Origin of the sequence: Saccharobesus litoralis, from assembly GCF_003063625.1 — a bacterium.
Classification (GTDB): Bacteria; Pseudomonadota; Gammaproteobacteria; order Enterobacterales; family Alteromonadaceae; genus Saccharobesus; species Saccharobesus litoralis.
The window spans coordinates 5,195,763-5,212,376 of sequence record NZ_CP026604.1 but is presented as its reverse complement, the minus strand read 5'-3'; the positions used below and the strand labels follow the sequence as shown (position 1 = coordinate 5,212,376).

General features: G+C 42.1%; 12 protein-coding genes. 9 read left to right on the top strand and 3 right to left on the bottom strand.

What is annotated here, in order from left to right; genetic code table 11:
• The first annotated feature begins 16 nt into the window (after window positions 1-16).
• The 3 genes from C2869_RS19695 to C2869_RS19685 all read left to right on the top strand — a co-directional run bounded on the left by C2869_RS19695 (window position 17) and on the right by C2869_RS19685 (window position 5,379).
• Window positions 17-2,458, top strand: a complete 2,442-nt coding sequence (locus C2869_RS19695; RefSeq protein WP_108604542.1) for an ADOP family duplicated permease — start codon at window positions 17-19, stop codon at window positions 2,456-2,458.
• A gap of 135 nt (window positions 2,459-2,593) precedes the next feature.
• Complete coding sequence (locus C2869_RS19690) at window positions 2,594-3,991, top strand: sigma-54-dependent transcriptional regulator (RefSeq protein ID WP_108604541.1); 1,398 nt, start codon at window positions 2,594-2,596, stop codon at window positions 3,989-3,991.
• Entirely contained in the window at window positions 3,991-5,379 is a 1,389-nt protein-coding gene (locus C2869_RS19685) for a sensor histidine kinase (protein WP_108604540.1), read from the top strand. Before C2869_RS19690 ends, C2869_RS19685 begins: the two co-directional genes overlap by 1 nt.
• A 76-nt stretch (window positions 5,380-5,455) precedes the next feature.
• On the opposite strand, the gene fic is transcribed toward C2869_RS19685, so the two are convergent.
• Both fic and C2869_RS19675 read right to left on the bottom strand, forming a co-directional pair.
• A complete protein-coding gene (gene fic / locus C2869_RS19680; RefSeq protein WP_108604539.1) occupies window positions 5,456-6,562 on the bottom strand; it encodes a protein adenylyltransferase Fic in 1,107 nt (368 codons plus the stop codon).
• 429 nt (window positions 6,563-6,991) lie between these two features.
• Window positions 6,992-7,372 (bottom strand): hypothetical protein, encoded by a 381-nt coding sequence (locus tag C2869_RS19675; RefSeq protein WP_108604538.1) that lies wholly within the window; start codon window positions 7,370-7,372, stop codon window positions 6,992-6,994.
• Between the two features lie 105 nt (window positions 7,373-7,477).
• Here C2869_RS19675 and tnpA point away from each other — a divergent pair, with 105 nt between their 5' ends.
• From tnpA to tnpC, 3 genes are read left to right on the top strand one after another with little or no spacing between them, the layout of a single operon-like run.
• Complete coding sequence (gene tnpA, locus C2869_RS19670; RefSeq protein ID WP_108602116.1) at window positions 7,478-7,792, top strand: IS66 family insertion sequence element accessory protein TnpA; 315 nt, start codon at window positions 7,478-7,480, stop codon at window positions 7,790-7,792.
• Complete coding sequence (tnpB, locus tag C2869_RS19665; RefSeq protein WP_108602117.1) at window positions 7,789-8,154, top strand: IS66 family insertion sequence element accessory protein TnpB; 366 nt, start codon at window positions 7,789-7,791, stop codon at window positions 8,152-8,154. The genes tnpA and tnpB overlap by 4 nt, the downstream gene beginning before the upstream one ends.
• A gap of 35 nt (window positions 8,155-8,189) precedes the next feature.
• Window positions 8,190-9,761: an IS66 family transposase gene (gene tnpC / locus C2869_RS19660; protein ID WP_108602118.1), complete on the top strand. Its 1,572-nt coding sequence runs from the start codon at window positions 8,190-8,192 to the stop codon at window positions 9,759-9,761.
• A gap of 13 nt (window positions 9,762-9,774) precedes the next feature.
• Here tnpC and C2869_RS19655 read toward each other — a convergent pair whose 3' ends face one another.
• Entirely contained in the window at window positions 9,775-11,472 is a 1,698-nt protein-coding gene (locus C2869_RS19655) for a VIT and vWA domain-containing protein (RefSeq protein ID WP_108604537.1), read from the bottom strand.
• A gap of 450 nt (window positions 11,473-11,922) precedes the next feature.
• Here C2869_RS19655 and C2869_RS19650 point away from each other — a divergent pair, with 450 nt between their 5' ends.
• The 3 genes from C2869_RS19650 to C2869_RS19640 all read left to right on the top strand — a co-directional run bounded on the left by C2869_RS19650 (window position 11,923) and on the right by C2869_RS19640 (window position 16,608).
• Window positions 11,923-13,842, top strand: a complete 1,920-nt coding sequence (locus C2869_RS19650) for an alkaline phosphatase D family protein (RefSeq protein WP_228710711.1) — start codon at window positions 11,923-11,925, stop codon at window positions 13,840-13,842.
• Window positions 13,843-14,218: 376 nt separating this feature from the next.
• Window positions 14,219-15,175, top strand: coding sequence for a hypothetical protein (locus tag C2869_RS19645; RefSeq protein ID WP_108604536.1), 957 nt, complete (start codon window positions 14,219-14,221; stop codon window positions 15,173-15,175).
• A 266-nt stretch (window positions 15,176-15,441) separates the two neighbouring features.
• On the top strand, window positions 15,442-16,608 hold the full coding sequence (locus tag C2869_RS19640; protein ID WP_108604535.1) for a competence protein CoiA family protein: 1,167 nt from the start codon (window positions 15,442-15,444) through the stop codon (window positions 16,606-16,608).
• Window positions 16,609-16,614 lie beyond the last annotated feature (6 nt).

Sequence of the window (16,614 nt, the reverse complement as noted above, 5' to 3'; positions counted from 1 at the left end):
TGGAGGAGATAAGCACATGAACAGTTGGATCGATTTTAAATACGCAGTGCGTCTGTTAATGCAAAAACCAGCGTTTGCCGTGATGACCATAATGATTATGGCTATAGGTTTAGGCTTAAGTATTTATAACTATTCATTTATTTACAGCCTTTCATTAAGACCTGTGCCTTTACCGCAAGGAGAGAGAATTGTTGTGGTCAATATGGAGATTAATGGCTTGATGGATCAAGGTAGCGTTTGGGACACTCTTGCTTTTCGAGAAATGGCGGAGGAGCAAACGTCGTTCGAGCATTTTAGCTACTATCAAGACGACAACATGAATATTAGCGGTGGTGATCGTGCTTCTCGTTACAAAGGACTAAAAACTAGACAAGATTTATTCGAGATCACCTCTACGCAACCGAGTCTAGGGCGGACTTTTAATGAACAAGATTATGTTCAAGGGGCGCAGGATGTTGCCATCATTAGCCATTTAATGTGGCAAGATTATTTTGCCGGTCAGCAAGATATTATTGGTAAAAGCTTCTATGTGAATGGCACATTAACCGAAGTGGTTGGTGTTATGCCTGAGCATTTCTCTTTTCCATTTAACCAAGACCTTTGGATACCTGTGCGGCATAATTTAGCAAAAGCGGAACAAAGTGCTTTTGAAAATGTAAACCTATTTGGTTTGTTAAAAGAAGGGGTGAGTAAAGCGCAAGCACAACAAGAGTTAGCGGCAATTTATGACAGGTTAAAGAATCAACACAAAGAGCGTTACCGCAACCATGGTACGCCGATGATAAATACCTATCCAATGATGTTTATGGGCGGCGGCACTAAACCAATATTAACCTCAATGACGGTGGCAGTGGCTTTTGTTTTACTATTAGCTTGTATAAACGTTGCCAACCTGCTTTATTCGCGGGCTAACGAGCGTGCCAAGGAAACAGCCATTCGTGTGGCGTTAGGCGCACCGGCTAATCGCTTAGTGATGCAGATGATGTGGGAAAGTATCATTATTTGTGTACTGGGTGGGGTACTTGCCTTTTTGTTGGCGCAAGTCGGCTTAGAGATCACCGCCTCAGTAATGGATAAAATATTGTCGGAGCGCTCGCCTTATTTTTGGGAGCTGACGATGGATCCGCACGTTATCCAAGTATCTTTGCTAATAATAGTCGCAACGGCCATGGTCACCGGTGTATTACCTGCTTGGAAAATATTGAGTGGTGACTTTAATCAAGTATTACGTGACGGCACACGAGGTGCGCAAAGCCAAAGCTCAAGTCGATTAAACAAAGCGCTGGTGATTTTGGAAGTGACCTTGTCATGCGCATTATTAACGACTTCAGCTATGATCAGCGTTGCCATACAAGAAGCGCAAAACACAGATTATGGTATCGAAACTCAGAATATGTTGACTGCGCGAGTCGGGCTGCCAACTGCAACATACAAAACACCAGAAGCGCGCACGCAGTTTTTCTATGATTTAGTTGATGAATTAAATGCCGATCCCGTTGTTAAACTCGCTATTGCTGCCAATCCGCTTCCGGGGCAACACGCCTACTATCGAGATATTGATGTGGATGGTTTTGAGAAAACCCAAGATAACCAATATCACCGTGCTCAGTCCGCCGAAATAGTGCCCGGGGCGCATGAAGGACTAAAAATACAATTACTACAAGGTCGCTATTTAGAACGCACTGACGATGCTAACAGCCAAAAGGTGGCCGTGGTAACGCAATCTTTTGTTGAAAATGTTTGGCCAAACGAAACTAACATTATTGGTAAACGCTTGCGCTATGTCGCTGATGTTAATCAAAAAGAATTTGAGTGGATGACGGTAGTTGGGGTAGTTGAGCATGTTATTCATGGACAACCTTTTATCCCAGTGAAAGATCGGCCGACGATTTATACCTCTGTCGCACAAAATGCATGGCGTTTTGTCTCTTTAGGGGTAAGTGGCAGTAGCGACCCTTACGAGATGAGCAAAAGCATTAATAAAGCGTTGCAAAAGTTAGATACCAATATTCCTGCATTTGAGTTTATTGCTTACCACGAGTTGTTAGAACGCAATATCAGCGGCATGAAGTTTATTTCTAACGTATTTAGCGTTTTCGCTTTGGCGGCGCTTTTGTTAGCAGCCACTGGCATTTATGGGGTTATTGCTAATTCGGTTAGCCTGCGCACGCAAGAATTAGGTATTCGTCGCGCGCTAGGCGCTAGCGATCACAGTGTGATTATGATGCTGATGAAACAAGGTTGGTTACAATTAGTGATTGGTATTTCTATTGGTTTACCTATTGCGTATGTATTAGCAAATGCCATACTCAACTTTATGGGCGACTTGTCGTTTACGGTTTATTCTATGATGTTGTTTATGCCACTAACCATAGCGACAGTTGTGAGCTTTGCTACCTATGTACCGGCATTACGTGCGGTAAGTTGGGAGCCAAGTGTAGCGTTAAGGTATGAGTAATGTGTAGGGCGGGTTTTATACCCGCCAACGCTAAATAATTAACGCAACCTGCGTTGGCAGGAGTAAATTCTGCCCTACAAAAACATTGGCTCCCTATATAAGCCTAGAATGACGTAAATAATCAGAATAAATTACATGGAAAAACGACAAATACTAATAGCCGATGATGATGCCGCGATAGTCGCGGCATTAGACATTCTATGCGATGGAAAAGGCTATGCGACGACAACGGCTAATTCGGTAGAGCAGGTTAATTATTTAGTTAAAAAACAAGACTTTGATCTGGTATTGCTCGATATGAATTTTCAGCTCGATACCACATCGGGTGCCGAAGGCTTGGCGTTGATCGAGTCTATCCGTAATGCGCAGCCTTTGTGTGCGATTGTGGTAATGACGGGCTGGAGCTCAGTAGAACTGAGTGTTGAAGCGATGCAGTTAGGCGCTAACGACTTTATTGAAAAACCGTGGGAAAACGAACGTTTACTGAGCATTATTGCCAACCAACTTAAGCTAAAAGATAGCCGTAGTCAGAGTGAAAAGCTCGCACAGCACAACCAACTGTTACAAAAATCCAGTAGCGACAATCAAGATTATATCGCCCAAGCGCCAAGCAGTAGTCAAATGCTCAATACCGCCCTGCAAGTAGCGCAATCTGAATTGAGTATAGTGATCTACGGCGATAACGGCACAGGCAAGAGTTTACTAGCTAAGAAAATTCATCACATGTCGTCTCGTGCCGAGCAAGCTTTTGTGTCGGTCAATATGGGCGCTATTCCTGAATCTCTATTTGAAAGCGAAATGTTTGGTCATGTAAAAGGTGCCTTTACCGACGCCAAAGCAGATAGAGCAGGGCGTTTTGAGTTAGCCGATAAAGGCACTTTGTTTTTAGATGAGATTGCCAATATCCCTTTGTCGCAACAAGCTAAGCTATTGCGAGTATTGGAAAGTAAGGAGTTTGAACGGGTGGGTGGTAATAAAACCCAAATAGCTGATGTACGAGTCATTTGCGCCACCAATGCCGATTTAACGGCGCTAGTCGAGCAGGGCAAGTTTCGTCGTGATCTGTTGTTTCGCTTAGCTGGAATCGATATTACCGTGCCTGCGTTAAAACAACGCCAGCATGATATATTGCCTTTAGCTCAGCAGTGTTTACAAAAATGGGTTAATAAGTATCAAAAATCCCAAATTCAATTTTCCGTTTTAGCTGAGCAAGCTTTATTGGCTTATGATTGGCCGGGTAATGTGCGCGAGTTGCAACACTGTATTGAACGAGCTGTGGTGTTATGCCAAGGTGAGACTATTGAACCGAGCGATTTAAGATTAACGTTAGATGTTGTCTCTGGCGGTGCAGATGCATCGGAACACGCACAAAACAACACGACCTTTGACTCAGATATGACCTTGGACGATATAGAAAAACAAGTCATTATTCAGCGCTTGGATAAATATAAAGGCAATGCTATCGAAACTGCTAAGTCATTGGGCTTAAGTCGTAGCGCTTTTTATCGTCGCTTGGAAAAATACCAACTCTAATGGCAAAACATACCGCTTTTGATAAACAACTATTTCGTCTAGTTTTGCTGGCAGGTGTACCTGCGTATAGCTTGTTATTGGTGTGCTTAGCCTTTCTTGGTTGGTCACCCGCTGCTATCACCTTAGTGGGTTTATTATTGGGCGGCAAAATACTGTTTTTAGCGTTTTACTGTTTTAACAAAGTTAGCTTTCAATTTCGCACCTTAAGCAATTTGCTAGAAGCCATCACCAATGGTGACTTATCGATGCGCGGTCGGTTAAGTGGCACACCTAAGAAAAACCGTGGTAATAGCGAAAACCAGAAACCCGATAACCAAGATGCCCTTGCCGAACTGATTTTTCAGATCAATACCCTTGCCGATACCCTAATGGCACAGCGTTTGGAAACCCGCGAAAGCCAGCTATTGGTGGGTAAAGTTATCAATAATATTGATATCGCTTTGGTGGCGGTGAATGAGTCGGGCAAGGTAACCTTAGCTAATCAGGCTTTCTGTTTATTGTTTGGCGGTGAGCAAGAGCAAATTCTAAATCGCCATGTTAATGAGTTGCAGATCACGCCATTAATTGAATGTGATCCTAATCAACCTTTAGATTGGCATTTTCCGAATAAATCCGGACGCTTTAGCATATATCGAGATCACTTTATCGAAGAAGGTCAACCCCATCAGTTACTGCTAATCAAAGACGTAAAAGCCTTATTGCGCAGTGAAGAGAACCAAGCGTGGCAGAAGTTGATCCGCGTGCTGAGTCACGAAATTAACAACTCGCTAGCGCCTATTTCCAGCCTTAGCGCATCCTTAACCGCCTACGTTGATAGACCGGATAAAAGCCAAAAACTTAAAGATAACCTTGGGGTTATCCATCAACGCGCCGATGGCTTAATCAAACTGGTGAAAGGCTATAAACAGGTTAAACAAATCCCGAATCCGGATAAAACCCAAGTTAATGTTTTGGATTGGGTTAACTCGGTAGTTAGCTTGTATCCTGATTATAGTTTTGAATTACAACTGCCAGAACAAGCTTTGTGGGTGATGGGCGACAGTAGTCAGTTGGAACAAGTGCTAATTAATCTGGTGAAAAACGCCTTTGAATCACACGCCATCGTTAACGCCAGCAGCGATCCCCACCAGCATCCGTCAATAGAAATCGAAGCGTTAAATGACAAGGATAATGTCGTGGTTAAGGTTAAAGATTTAGGTACAGGCATTAGTAACCCAGACAACCTGTTTGTACCGTTTTACACCACCAAACAATCCGGTTCCGGTATCGGTTTAGCCACCAGTCGCCAGATTATTGAAGCCCATCATGGTGAGCTAAGTTTAAGTAATCGCGGTAAATTCAGTGGTTGTGTGGCTGAGATTAGATTGCCGAGTGTGGCGGATTCATAAATATCTGATGAGGTAGGGTGCCCCAAACGAAGTGAGTTGCACCTTCTAATCATTTACCCCAGTTACAGCTTAATAGTTAATAGTGATTAAACTCATTGCTATCTGCTGTCATAAGTTGGATCAGTTTTAGGTGGACAAATAGTTTTTCTTTACCAGATTGTATTTCGTTTAACACGCCTATTTCTGCTAGTTGTTTAAGATACACTGATGCTGTTTGACGCTTAGCTATATTGTTATCGACTAAATTATTGATACGGCAGTATGGTTGTTCAAAAATAATTTGTACTAGTTCATAGCTGTATATTTTAGGTAATGATGTGCGAATGTGGTTGGATGTATGCTCTATTAAATGGCGCACAGCTGCGATTTTTCCAACCGTCCAAGTTGCAGTGTGTTCGACTGCTTTAAGCATATAAACCAACCAGTCTTGCCAGTTCTGTTCACGAGTTACTGCTGTTAGTAAACGGTAATACTCGGCGCGATGTTGCAAAATGTAGCGGCTGAGATAGAGGATAGGTAGGGTTAATAGTTGCTGATCTATCAAGTAGAGCATGTTTAGTACTCTTCCTGTACGACCGTTGCCATCGGTAAATGGGTGAATAGCTTCAAACTGATAATGGCTAACAGCCATTTTGATTAAGGGATCAATTTCATCTTGTTCACTGTGTAAAAAATTTTCCCAATTCGCCAATAAATCACGTAAGTGTTTTTCACCTTCTGGTGGTGTATAGATCACTTCTCCTGTTGTTTGGTTGGTGAGTGTAGTACCGGGTACTTTGCGAATATCCATTTGCACACCTTTTATGGTACTGCATACTTTTATCGCAGTATTCGTGCACAAAGGCATGCGGTTTAATTCTATATACCCATTGTACAAAGCTGTGCGATAGCGGAGAGCTTCTTTTGTAGCTGCATCGGCTAGTGATTCTTCTTGGGCGTACTGAAATAACTGGTCAGATGTCGTAACAATATTTTCAATTTCGGTACTGTCTTTTGCTTCCAATAATGGCAATAAATTGATTAGCAGACCTTGATTGGGTAAGAGTTGCCCAGCTTGTTTTAGTTCTGCTAAGGCAGCACGTGCGGATATACAAACTTTAAGCACTGAAACTGACTCTATTTCGTCATTTTGGGGGGGTAATAACGGTATATCGTTAAAAGCACGCTGTGGATACCAAGTCATGTTTATGTTTTGCAATTATTTCGACATGTTATGAGTATATGTCGATAGTATCGACATGAGAAGTTCATATGTCGATATAATCTGAAAAAATCGACATATACCAGTTTATATAAGTGTTCCAAATCCAGAAATAGTATTATCTGTATAATTAATTGGATAAACATTTAAGCACAAAATTTGAATCGTGTGATTCAATTAAGCATTATCCAAATCCTGTATAATCCCCTGCGCATATTTATTACAAGGTTCGTTTAATGCACTTAAGTTGGCATATGTTTTTCGGTGGGAGTGGTGACCTTTTCTGCTGCCGTTATTTTTGTGCTGGTGATGGTGTATTTCTCATTGGTGATCGAACGGCTTGGTGTATTTAGTATTTATTGTAGGTGAGCCTTTAGGCTTACGAACTTGCAAGCCCAAAGGTAAGAGGTGTTAACGTTTCACCCTAGCAACTCGACCTATTGTTAACCCCAATATCAGGATTAAAAAGCCATAACCTAGAGAACCGCCGCTTCCACTATGGCTTGGTCGTGGTGAGTTATACATAGGTTGTTGCTTATCTACACGATTATCTTGTACGCCTTGCGCTTGACGTTGTTGGCGAGCTTGCTTCTCGTTACCGACACGCTGCTTGTTTTTACGATCGATATTGTGCGCGGCAAATTGCTCTTCCGTCATCACTATCATCGAGGTGTAGTCAGTCACTAGGCTGTACTGCATCGCTAAATCACGAATGGCATGTTCACTATCTTGGTCTTTGCCAAAATAAGCCATTTTGTCTTGCAGATCTTCAATTTTGCCAAATGCCCACAAGCGTTCTAATTCTGGGTTTAATTGTAAGCGCCTAATGAACTGACGTACTTACTTTCGAGAACTGAGAACCGCATAATTTCCTCATCATTCACGCGAGGAAATAACATGACTACAGATAAACAAGCATTCTGGCAAACTCACATCGAACAATGGCAAATGTCAGGGTTAAGCCAAGCCGCCTATTGCCGTCAGCACAACTTATCTCAAAACAGTTTAAGTTACCATAAACATAAAATAGGCAATCCCAATCCACCCTGCCATGTGAGCACCGTTACCAACGGATTTGCTCGTGTGCAAGTCATGGAAAGTTACACAACCAGTGAGCCACTGAGTGTACAACTGAACAATGGCCTTAAGGTGTGTGGGATTAACCATCATAACTTAGAGTTGGTTAAACAATTGGCTCAGGTGTTGTCATGAGCCAAGTGATGCGCCCCAATACGGCACTCACACAGGTTTATCTTTACTGTCAGCCAGTTGATTTTAGAAAGTCATTTCGTGGGTTATCCGCTATCGTTGAATGTGAGTTAGGCCATAATCCATTTGAAGGCCATTTATATGCCTTTACCAATCGTCAACGCAATAAAATCAAATGCCTTTTCTGGGAAAACAATGGCTTCGTCCTTTATTACAAAAGCCTCGCCGAAGAAAAATTCAGGTGGCCTCGTCACAATGAAGAGGTGATGACGTTAACCGGCCAGCAGATAAATTGGTTACTGGATGGCTATGATATCAGTGCTATGCGAGGCCATAAAAAACTCAATTATGAGTCTGTTTTTTAACGACTTTATGACCCAGGTTTGGTATAATTCGTGGCATGAAATTGCCGCCGAACACCCCACTAAATCTAGCATCTGACTCGACCAACATCATGGAAGATATGGCGGCATTGTTGTCTGAAAAAGACGATATTATTGACAAAAAAACAGAAGTGATTGCTTGGCAACAACAGCGTATCGCTTTATTAGAAGAGTACCTCAACCTTGCTAATCAAAAACGTTTTGGCGCCAGCAGTGAGCAAACCAAAGCCGAGCAAGGTAACTTGTTTAATGAAGCCGAAATCACCGCTGAGCCAGAACAAGAAGAGTTACCGTTACCGGATACCCCTTCAAAAGCCAAAACAGGACGCAAGCCTTTTTCTGATAAGTTACCACGTGAGCAAGTATTCGCTTATTTATCTGAAGAAGACAAAGTCGGTGCCATTGACACTTTCTTTGTCAAAGTCAGAGAAGAGTTAGATATCATTCCGGCTCAAGTTCGAGTGTTGGAATACATGCAAGAAAAGGCGGTGTTTAAAGATAAGCAAGACAAGCGCATTATCAAAACTGCTGACGTGATATTACATCCTGTGGCTAAAGCCATGGGCAGTGTTAACTTGATGACTTATATTATCGTGTCGAAATATGCTGATGGTATGCCGTTGTATCGTTTAGAAAATATCGTCCGTCGTTACGGTGGTGATATATCAAGGGCGACCTTAGCCAATTGGGTTATCGCGTTAGCGAGGCAGGTTCAGCCACTTATCCATTTACTTCGTGAGTATCAACATAACGGCTCACTGATAATGGTCGATGAAACCCGAATTCAGGTACTCAAAGAGCCTGGTGCATCCCCAACGAGCAACAAATACATGTGGGTCACCCTCGGTGGAGAGCCAGAACGACAATCAGTCCTGTTTGAATATGATCCTTCGCGCGGTGAGGAGGTACCCTTGCGCCTGCTGGATGGATTCACTAATGGCTATCTGCAATCCGATGGATATGCAGGGTACAATGCTGTCTGCAAAGAATACAAACTAACCTCGTTGGGTTGTTGGGATCATGCAAGGCGTAAATTTAAAGACGCTCAGGTCGCGCAACCGAAAAAGGTCAAGAACAAAGCGAGTAAAGCGGATATGGCGCTTAGCTATATCAACAAACTGTATGTGATAGAGCGTAATATCAAATCCTTGAGTGCCAATGAAAAATATCAAGCACGTCAAAAGCAAAGTGTTCCTGTCCTGAACAAATTAAAGAAATGGTTAGATGTGCAGCGCCCCAAAGTGGTCAAAGACAGTTTAACCGGCAAAGCCATGACGTATTTACACAATCAATGGGACAAGTTAATGGTTTACTGCGAAGATGGTCGATTGAATATCAGTAATATCTTAGCCGAAAACGCAGTACGCCCGTTCGCTGTTGGCAGAAAAGCATGGTTATTTGCAGATAGTCCAGCTGGCGCTCATGCCAGCGGAATACATTATAGCTTGATTGAAACGGCTAAGGTGAATGGCCTTGAACCTTATCATTACCTCAACGCGGTATTCAAAGCCTTGCCATATGCAGATACGGTTGAAAAGTTAGAAGCACTCCTACCTTGGAATTTTAAAACAGAAAATAAAGAAAGCTAGCCCCGCCAGTTCATTAGGCGCTTACGTTTAATTCGCTTTGTTTTGGCATTTCGAATTGAGTGCGATAGTGTTTTTTCTGGCCTGACACTTTACCGGTTAGTTCAATCTCAACTTGACCATCACCCCAGTAGTGACCAAATACAATAAGTTGTTGGCCGCGATATAAACTAGTGATGCGCTCAGGTGTGATATCACCTACTTTTACACCATTAAATTCTAGCTCGATATCATGCAAGGCTTGATGGCTTAACTTTGAGGTTGCCTGCATAAGTTGCCCTGTGATGTCGTCGCTATTTGAAACATTAAGCGCAAAGCCGTTGGAAATATTAGTCATGCTTTCCAACAAGGGGCGATTAGCACTGTTACCCATGACAAAGGTAAACAAGCGCACGTCGCGTTTTTCCATTAGTTGTAAAAAGCGCTTTTTCTCGGTTACCCCGACATTAGCAACACCGTCAATTATAAGGATTAAGCCACTACTGCGATCGGCATCTAAGCTTTTAATACCGAGTTTAACGCCATCATAAAGATTAGTACTGCCGCCTGGTTGATAGTGGCTTAGGGTTTCAATCCATTGATTAACGTTTTGTGGTGTCGCATTAACGAAGTGTGACGTTATCTCCTGCGCTGAGTCATTGAATATGACGAGGCGAAACCTATCGTCAGGATTCAATTTGGCTAAACCCTGTTGAATACCATCGACCATACTTTGATATTTACCTTGCATTGAGCCGGAGTAATCTAAAACAAATACCCAGTCGCGGCCTTCAGTGATTCGGGATAAATCATCACCGGGAGTTAAGGTCAGCATAAAAGTACCTTTACGTTCATTCGGCTTTTTGTAAGTGACTAAATCAACTGAACCCGGTAAGCCATCTTGATGACGCCAATAGACCACTATGTCTTGATTAAGCGAAAATATTGGTTGGTTTACACCAAGAGAATTCTGGTTATTAGGGGGGGCGTTAGCGCCTTCTTCAACGAACTGGCCGTTGTTAGCGCCGTTGTTTAGTTTGTTATTGCCAAGAGAAACTTGCCATTCTTGTGCTGAGACTTGGGTTATTTGCGCGCTAGGGTGTTTGGGTAAACGAAATTGCGACACTGGGTAAGCAGAACGAAACGTTAAATTAAAACTAAATTGCTCGGTGACTTTGTCGTTGTTAGTCCAAAACGCCAATTGATGCTCATCAACACCACCGTCTTCTAATGGATAAACATAACGACCTATGCCAGTATCAACGTGAGCGGCTTGGATATAAGCCAGTTGGATCCGCACTTCTTGTTGGGCGCGCACGGGATATACTTTTGAGCTAAAGGTTTTAAAGTCATTCTGTTCGGTAACAGCGACTTCGCGGCCTTGGCTTTTTTCTTGTTGATAGATTTTTTTAGCGCGTTGTTTTTCAATCACTTCGCCAACAATCTGTTGGCCGTTGATCCAGTAGCTGAACTCACTGACCGCGGCTTTACGTGGTACCGGGAATGAATAATGCGCTTCGAGATCTTGTTGATTCGGGTTAAAGAATACTTGCTCGATTGATGTTATGGCGTAGCCATTTTCAATAACAACATTAACGTGATGTTGTCTAATTTCTAATTCGGTATGCTGAGCATGCTTGGCTTGTAATAAACCACTTGCTTGGCTGGGTAAACTGCATAAGCTCGCCAAGCCAACTATTAACATGGCAAGCGCTCTGTTAAATGAGTTAAACATGATTTGTCCTTAGGTTTAGTGCTCGCAAACCCTATGTTTGCGTCAGCGGACAAATCTTGGCGCTATGTATGAGTTAGAACAATGTGAACAACAAAAGTGCTGTTCTAGAGGACAAAAAGTCGCGTATATTAATACTTTTATATGGACTGTAGGCCAATATTTAAACCTATGTAGAAGGTGTATCCATTGGTCTAAAGACCGACTAGCATTGAAAGTCTTAGCTAAACTGCACTTTTTACATGTTGGGTGTGGCTTTATTAATCGCCTGAAAAGGGATATAAGTAATTGTGCGTATCTTAGATAAAATGAACCCTTCGACTGCTTCGCGCTCAGGGTGAAAGTAATCAAGCTTGATTCTCTATAAAAAAGGGCTTATTGGGCTGTAACCATTTTTCTTTTATATTTTACTTAGTTATATAACGCAGTACTTTCTATAAAAGGTGTCTTGCCTTGAATAATAATCTAGAGCATCAAACAGAAATCCTAGCAGGGCCGATTTTACGCCATGTTTCGTCAGCGCAATTGACATTGTGGCTAGTGACCCGCCAGCCAATTTGCGCTGAGCTAGTGATCAAGGAGCAAAGTAAGCAACTGTTTTCCGCTGATTTAAAGCCGGATAATTGTTCTAGTATTCAAGTTGGTGAACAGTGCTTTATTCATCATATCGATGTTCATTTCGAGCAACCCTTACCGCAAGATACTTTATTAAGCTATGACTTATTGTTTCAAGCTGCGCTTGGTCAAAATCCAGAAAGCAAAGTTAATTTAAAGCAGTTAGTGCCTGAGCTTTGTTATCAAGACCAAGAGTGCGTGACTTTTACTATCGCGTCTGAAATAAAAAGCTTAATGCATGGCTCCTGTCGTAAACCGCATCATAATCAGGATGATGCACTGGCAGTGTTGGATGATAAATTAGCTGTCGTTGCGGATGATGCGACACAGCGCCCAGCCATGTTGATATTGTCGGGCGACCAAGTGTATGTGGATGACGTGGCAGGCCCCATGTTAAGTGTAATTCATCAAGTAATGGATGAGTTGGGCCTATATGAAGAAAGCTGGCAAGGTACGGAAATCAATGACACCCAAGAGCTATTAACTAGCGATAAATGCTACTACTACAGAGAAGCGTTATTGCCCGATGATAAAGCCAGTCAAAAAGTGCTAGATCTGGTGTTTTTGGGCGCCCGTAAACCGATATTTACCTCAGTTGGCGCTCATAACCATTTAATCACCCTTTCAGAAATGTTGGCTATGTATTTGTTGGTATGGTCGCCAACTTTATGGAAAAAAGTGAATTTAAACTTACTTAAGCCACAACTACCTGCCGAGTTTAACGCGAGATTTGACGACGAAGCTAAGTGTATTGAACGCTTTGTTGACACCTTACCTAAAGTCCGTCGTGCTTTAGCGCATATTCCCACTTACATGATATTTGATGATCACGACGTAACCGATGACTGGAATTTAACTCGGGGTTGGGAAGAGGCAGCGTACGGTAACCCATACTCAAAACGTATTATTGGTAATGCATTAATCGCTTATTGGTTGTGCCAAGGTTGGGGCAATCAAAAACAAAATTTTGATATATTGGCCGAAAAAATAGCTGATAAGTTTACGCCGCAAGGCGTAGTTGAGCACGACACAGTTGTAGACAACATTTTAGATTGGCCGCATTGGCATTTTTACTTAGATACTAAACCTAAAGTATTAGTGCTGGATACCCGCACTCATAGATGGCGCTCTGAATCTAATGCTAACAAGCCATCAGGCTTGATGGATTGGGAGACCTTAAGTGAGTTGCAAAGTGAGCTTATCAACGAACCCAGTGTGATCATGGTGTCTCCCGCGCCAGTCTTTGGCGTGAAATTAATTGAGGCTATCCAAGCCATATTCACCTTTTTTGGCAAACCTTTGGTGGTGGACGCTGAAAATTGGATGGCACATAAAGGCTCAGCTAGCGTCATCTTAAATATCTTCCGTCATGCTAAAACCCCACCACATTTTGTGATCTTATCCGGTGATGTCCATTACTCATTTGCCTACGATGTGACTTTGCGTTTCCGTCGCAATAGCCCACGCATTCTACAGGTGACAGCTAGCGGCTTAAAAAATGCTTTTCCTGATACGTTGATCCGCCGTTTAGATAAAATCAATCGCGCTTTATACTCGCACCGTTCACCACTTAACTGGTTTACCAAACGCCGGCAAATGAGTGTTAAACGCCGCTTGATTAAACAAAATGGCGAAATCAAAGATGATGCTGTGCTATTTAATCACGCTGCCATTGGCGAGGTGATAATGGCTGATAATATCGATGATGTGGTGGTAAAAGTGCATACCAGTGATGGTAGAGAAGTGGAGTTTGATTGAGTATGCTAACTTGATATTAGTTAGCGGAAAATAGCCTTGGTTGTTTCTTTTATTTCCCCCCTAGTATTTAGCCAATTATATTTTTTAAAGTGGTTTGGTTTTGGGACAAGTCGTTAATTTAAACTTGGTAGTAAAAGCCAAGAAGATATCTTCTGATAAAAAAACATCTCGGCTGCAAACTTTGTGGCAAAAAATTGAAAAACAAAAAACTAAAATTGCCAAGCATAAGGTGAAGCAGGCTGATTTCTATCAGTAATTTAAGCAATTAGCCGAACCATTAGAACACGAATATTGCTTACAAGTAGAGGCTAAAATTAAGCACTTAATCAAGTTTATTCCGCGTAAGTCTTTTAGCCATGCCCAGCGTGACGAATTAATGGATTGGATAGGCCAAGATATAGGTGACTTGGAAGAACACCCATTTGCTTCTCATATTGATACTGGTGCTTTACGAGATGAGTTTGGCAAGCAAATGAACAGTCTTGTTGAGCCATTGGATTTCGAAGACGATTATGTAATAGATGAATTACGCGCCATGTTGTCTGAAATGATGGGAGGGGAAGTCGATGAAGCTGAGGTTAGCGATGAAGAATTGAAGAAAGTGGCGCAAAACCCCGCTTACATGGAAGAGCTTATAAAGAAATTGCACATGCAAATGTGGGAAGAGGAATTGGAAGACGAAAACCCTTTTGATTTTACTAATGATGAAGTAGATGATGACCCATTTGGGAATCAACAGCAGCGTCAGGCAGCCCCTGAATTTGCCAACTCTAACGTGGAGCTCGATAACTTATTTAAATCAAGCCAACTCAATAAAATGTATAAACGCTTAGCTAGCGCCTTGCATCCAGACAAGGTTACTGATGAACAACAGAAAAGCGAGCGGCATGAGTTGATGCAAGTGCTAGCTGAAGCCAAACAAAGTAATGATGCTTTTACTATCCTATCTTTATACCAACAGCATATTAAAGGTGCAGAGTTTGAATTTGATGATAATACAGTCGCCGCTCTTGAAACTTTATTAGAAAATAAATTGTACGATCTACAAGAAGAATTTGCTGGTATTGATAATCAACCCGGTATTGAAGCTATGGTTTTTAGTCGTTTCCACGCTAGAACGAAAAAAGCTACCCAGCAAAACTTACAAACGTATATAGCTAACTTGAAGTTTGATACTGCTGAGCTGAAAGAATTTGCTAGTGAATTTAAAACGGTCAAGGCATTAGCCAGTGTTTTATCAAATCGCCGCCGTAGGGCTAAACAGTTTCCATTTTTTCAATTAGACGAGGCTGAGTTGGATGCTTTTGCGGAGGCTATGTTTAGAGAACGATAGGAATTAGATGGACAATGTTGTCGTAGGTCGTAGGGTGCCGTGAGTTCTACGAACCGCACCGATTGCGGCTTTAAATGTTGCGCCTCGTTATACTCGGATCAACCTACAGTGATTAGAATTAACCGTAGGTTGCCATGAGCGCAGCGAATCGCAACACGATCCTGTTGCAGTTTAAGCCTAACAAAAAGAAAATAAGTGGCTATGATTAAACTGTGTTCGCGAAGAACTCATTTTAAGTCGTTCACAGAGATAAAAATTCGCCTAGTATGCAGCATTTAATACCGTTTGGACTCGCCGTTGATAGCCAACAGTTGGTCGACATTCAAGATGTCGAGCAGGGGGCTAAATGCAATTGTATTTGTCCGAGCTGTGGTCATCCTTTGGTTGCCCGTCATGGCACTAAAAACGATTGGCACTTTGCGCATAACAGTCATTTTGATAGCGGGATTAATTATTCAGAATGCGATTACTCTTGGTATTCGGCAATTAAATTAATGCTTAAACAATTATTTGTTGAGCATACGCACTTTACGACACCCGATTACTATTTCAACCATACATTATTAAGATCGCGGCGTCTTGTTACACAAGCCAAGGCAATTGAGTATCAGCATCTTGATATTGAGCGGGGTAAGTTTGACGTTATTTTGGATGTACAAGGTAAAAAACTGGGGATCTTTTTTGAGCATAAAGGTCGTTATTATTCGCCGCATCGTTGTCAATCTATCGCTGGCGTTATTATTATAAACCTTGAAAAATTGCTTCAAGCTTTAACTAAGTCGGATACCACGCAATCAACCAAAGCTTATTTGTTAAGTATGTTAGCGGCGTCGAAACATCAAGCAAAGCGTTGGGTGTATCATGTTCGTCAACAGGCGATAGAGCAAGAAATTGAAAAGATCCAACAAGCAAAAGTAGCACAGCAAAAACAGCAACGTAAACTACAACAGGCTGCAGCAGAAAAACGCCGTCAAGAACAACGACAAGAAGAAGAAAAAGCACAAAAACAGCGCCAACAGGCTCGAGCAAAACAATTAGAAAAACAACGAGCAGCGCAAGCTCGTCATCAAGATTACCAACGCCAGCAAGCGTTAGCCAAGGTGGCAAAACAACAAGCTATGCTTGAATCAACTACATCAGGCGATCTTGAACTAGAACGTCAGCAAGCGAATGATGAAGCTGAACGTTTAAAGGTTTTAGCCGAGCAGAAACAGCAACGCTTAGCGGAGCAAGAAGCCAATTTACAACAACATAAACGTAAACTTGCTGAACGTCAGCAAGCGATGCAAGAGCAAGCTAAGCAACAGCCCTGTCAATATTATTGTGCAGCTTGCGATATTAGCTACACGGGCACGGTTTCGGGAGTTAACCCATGCCCGCAGTGTAAAAGCCATTTGTATCGTATTGAAGTTGCAAAGCGGGATAATAGATAGTTGCTA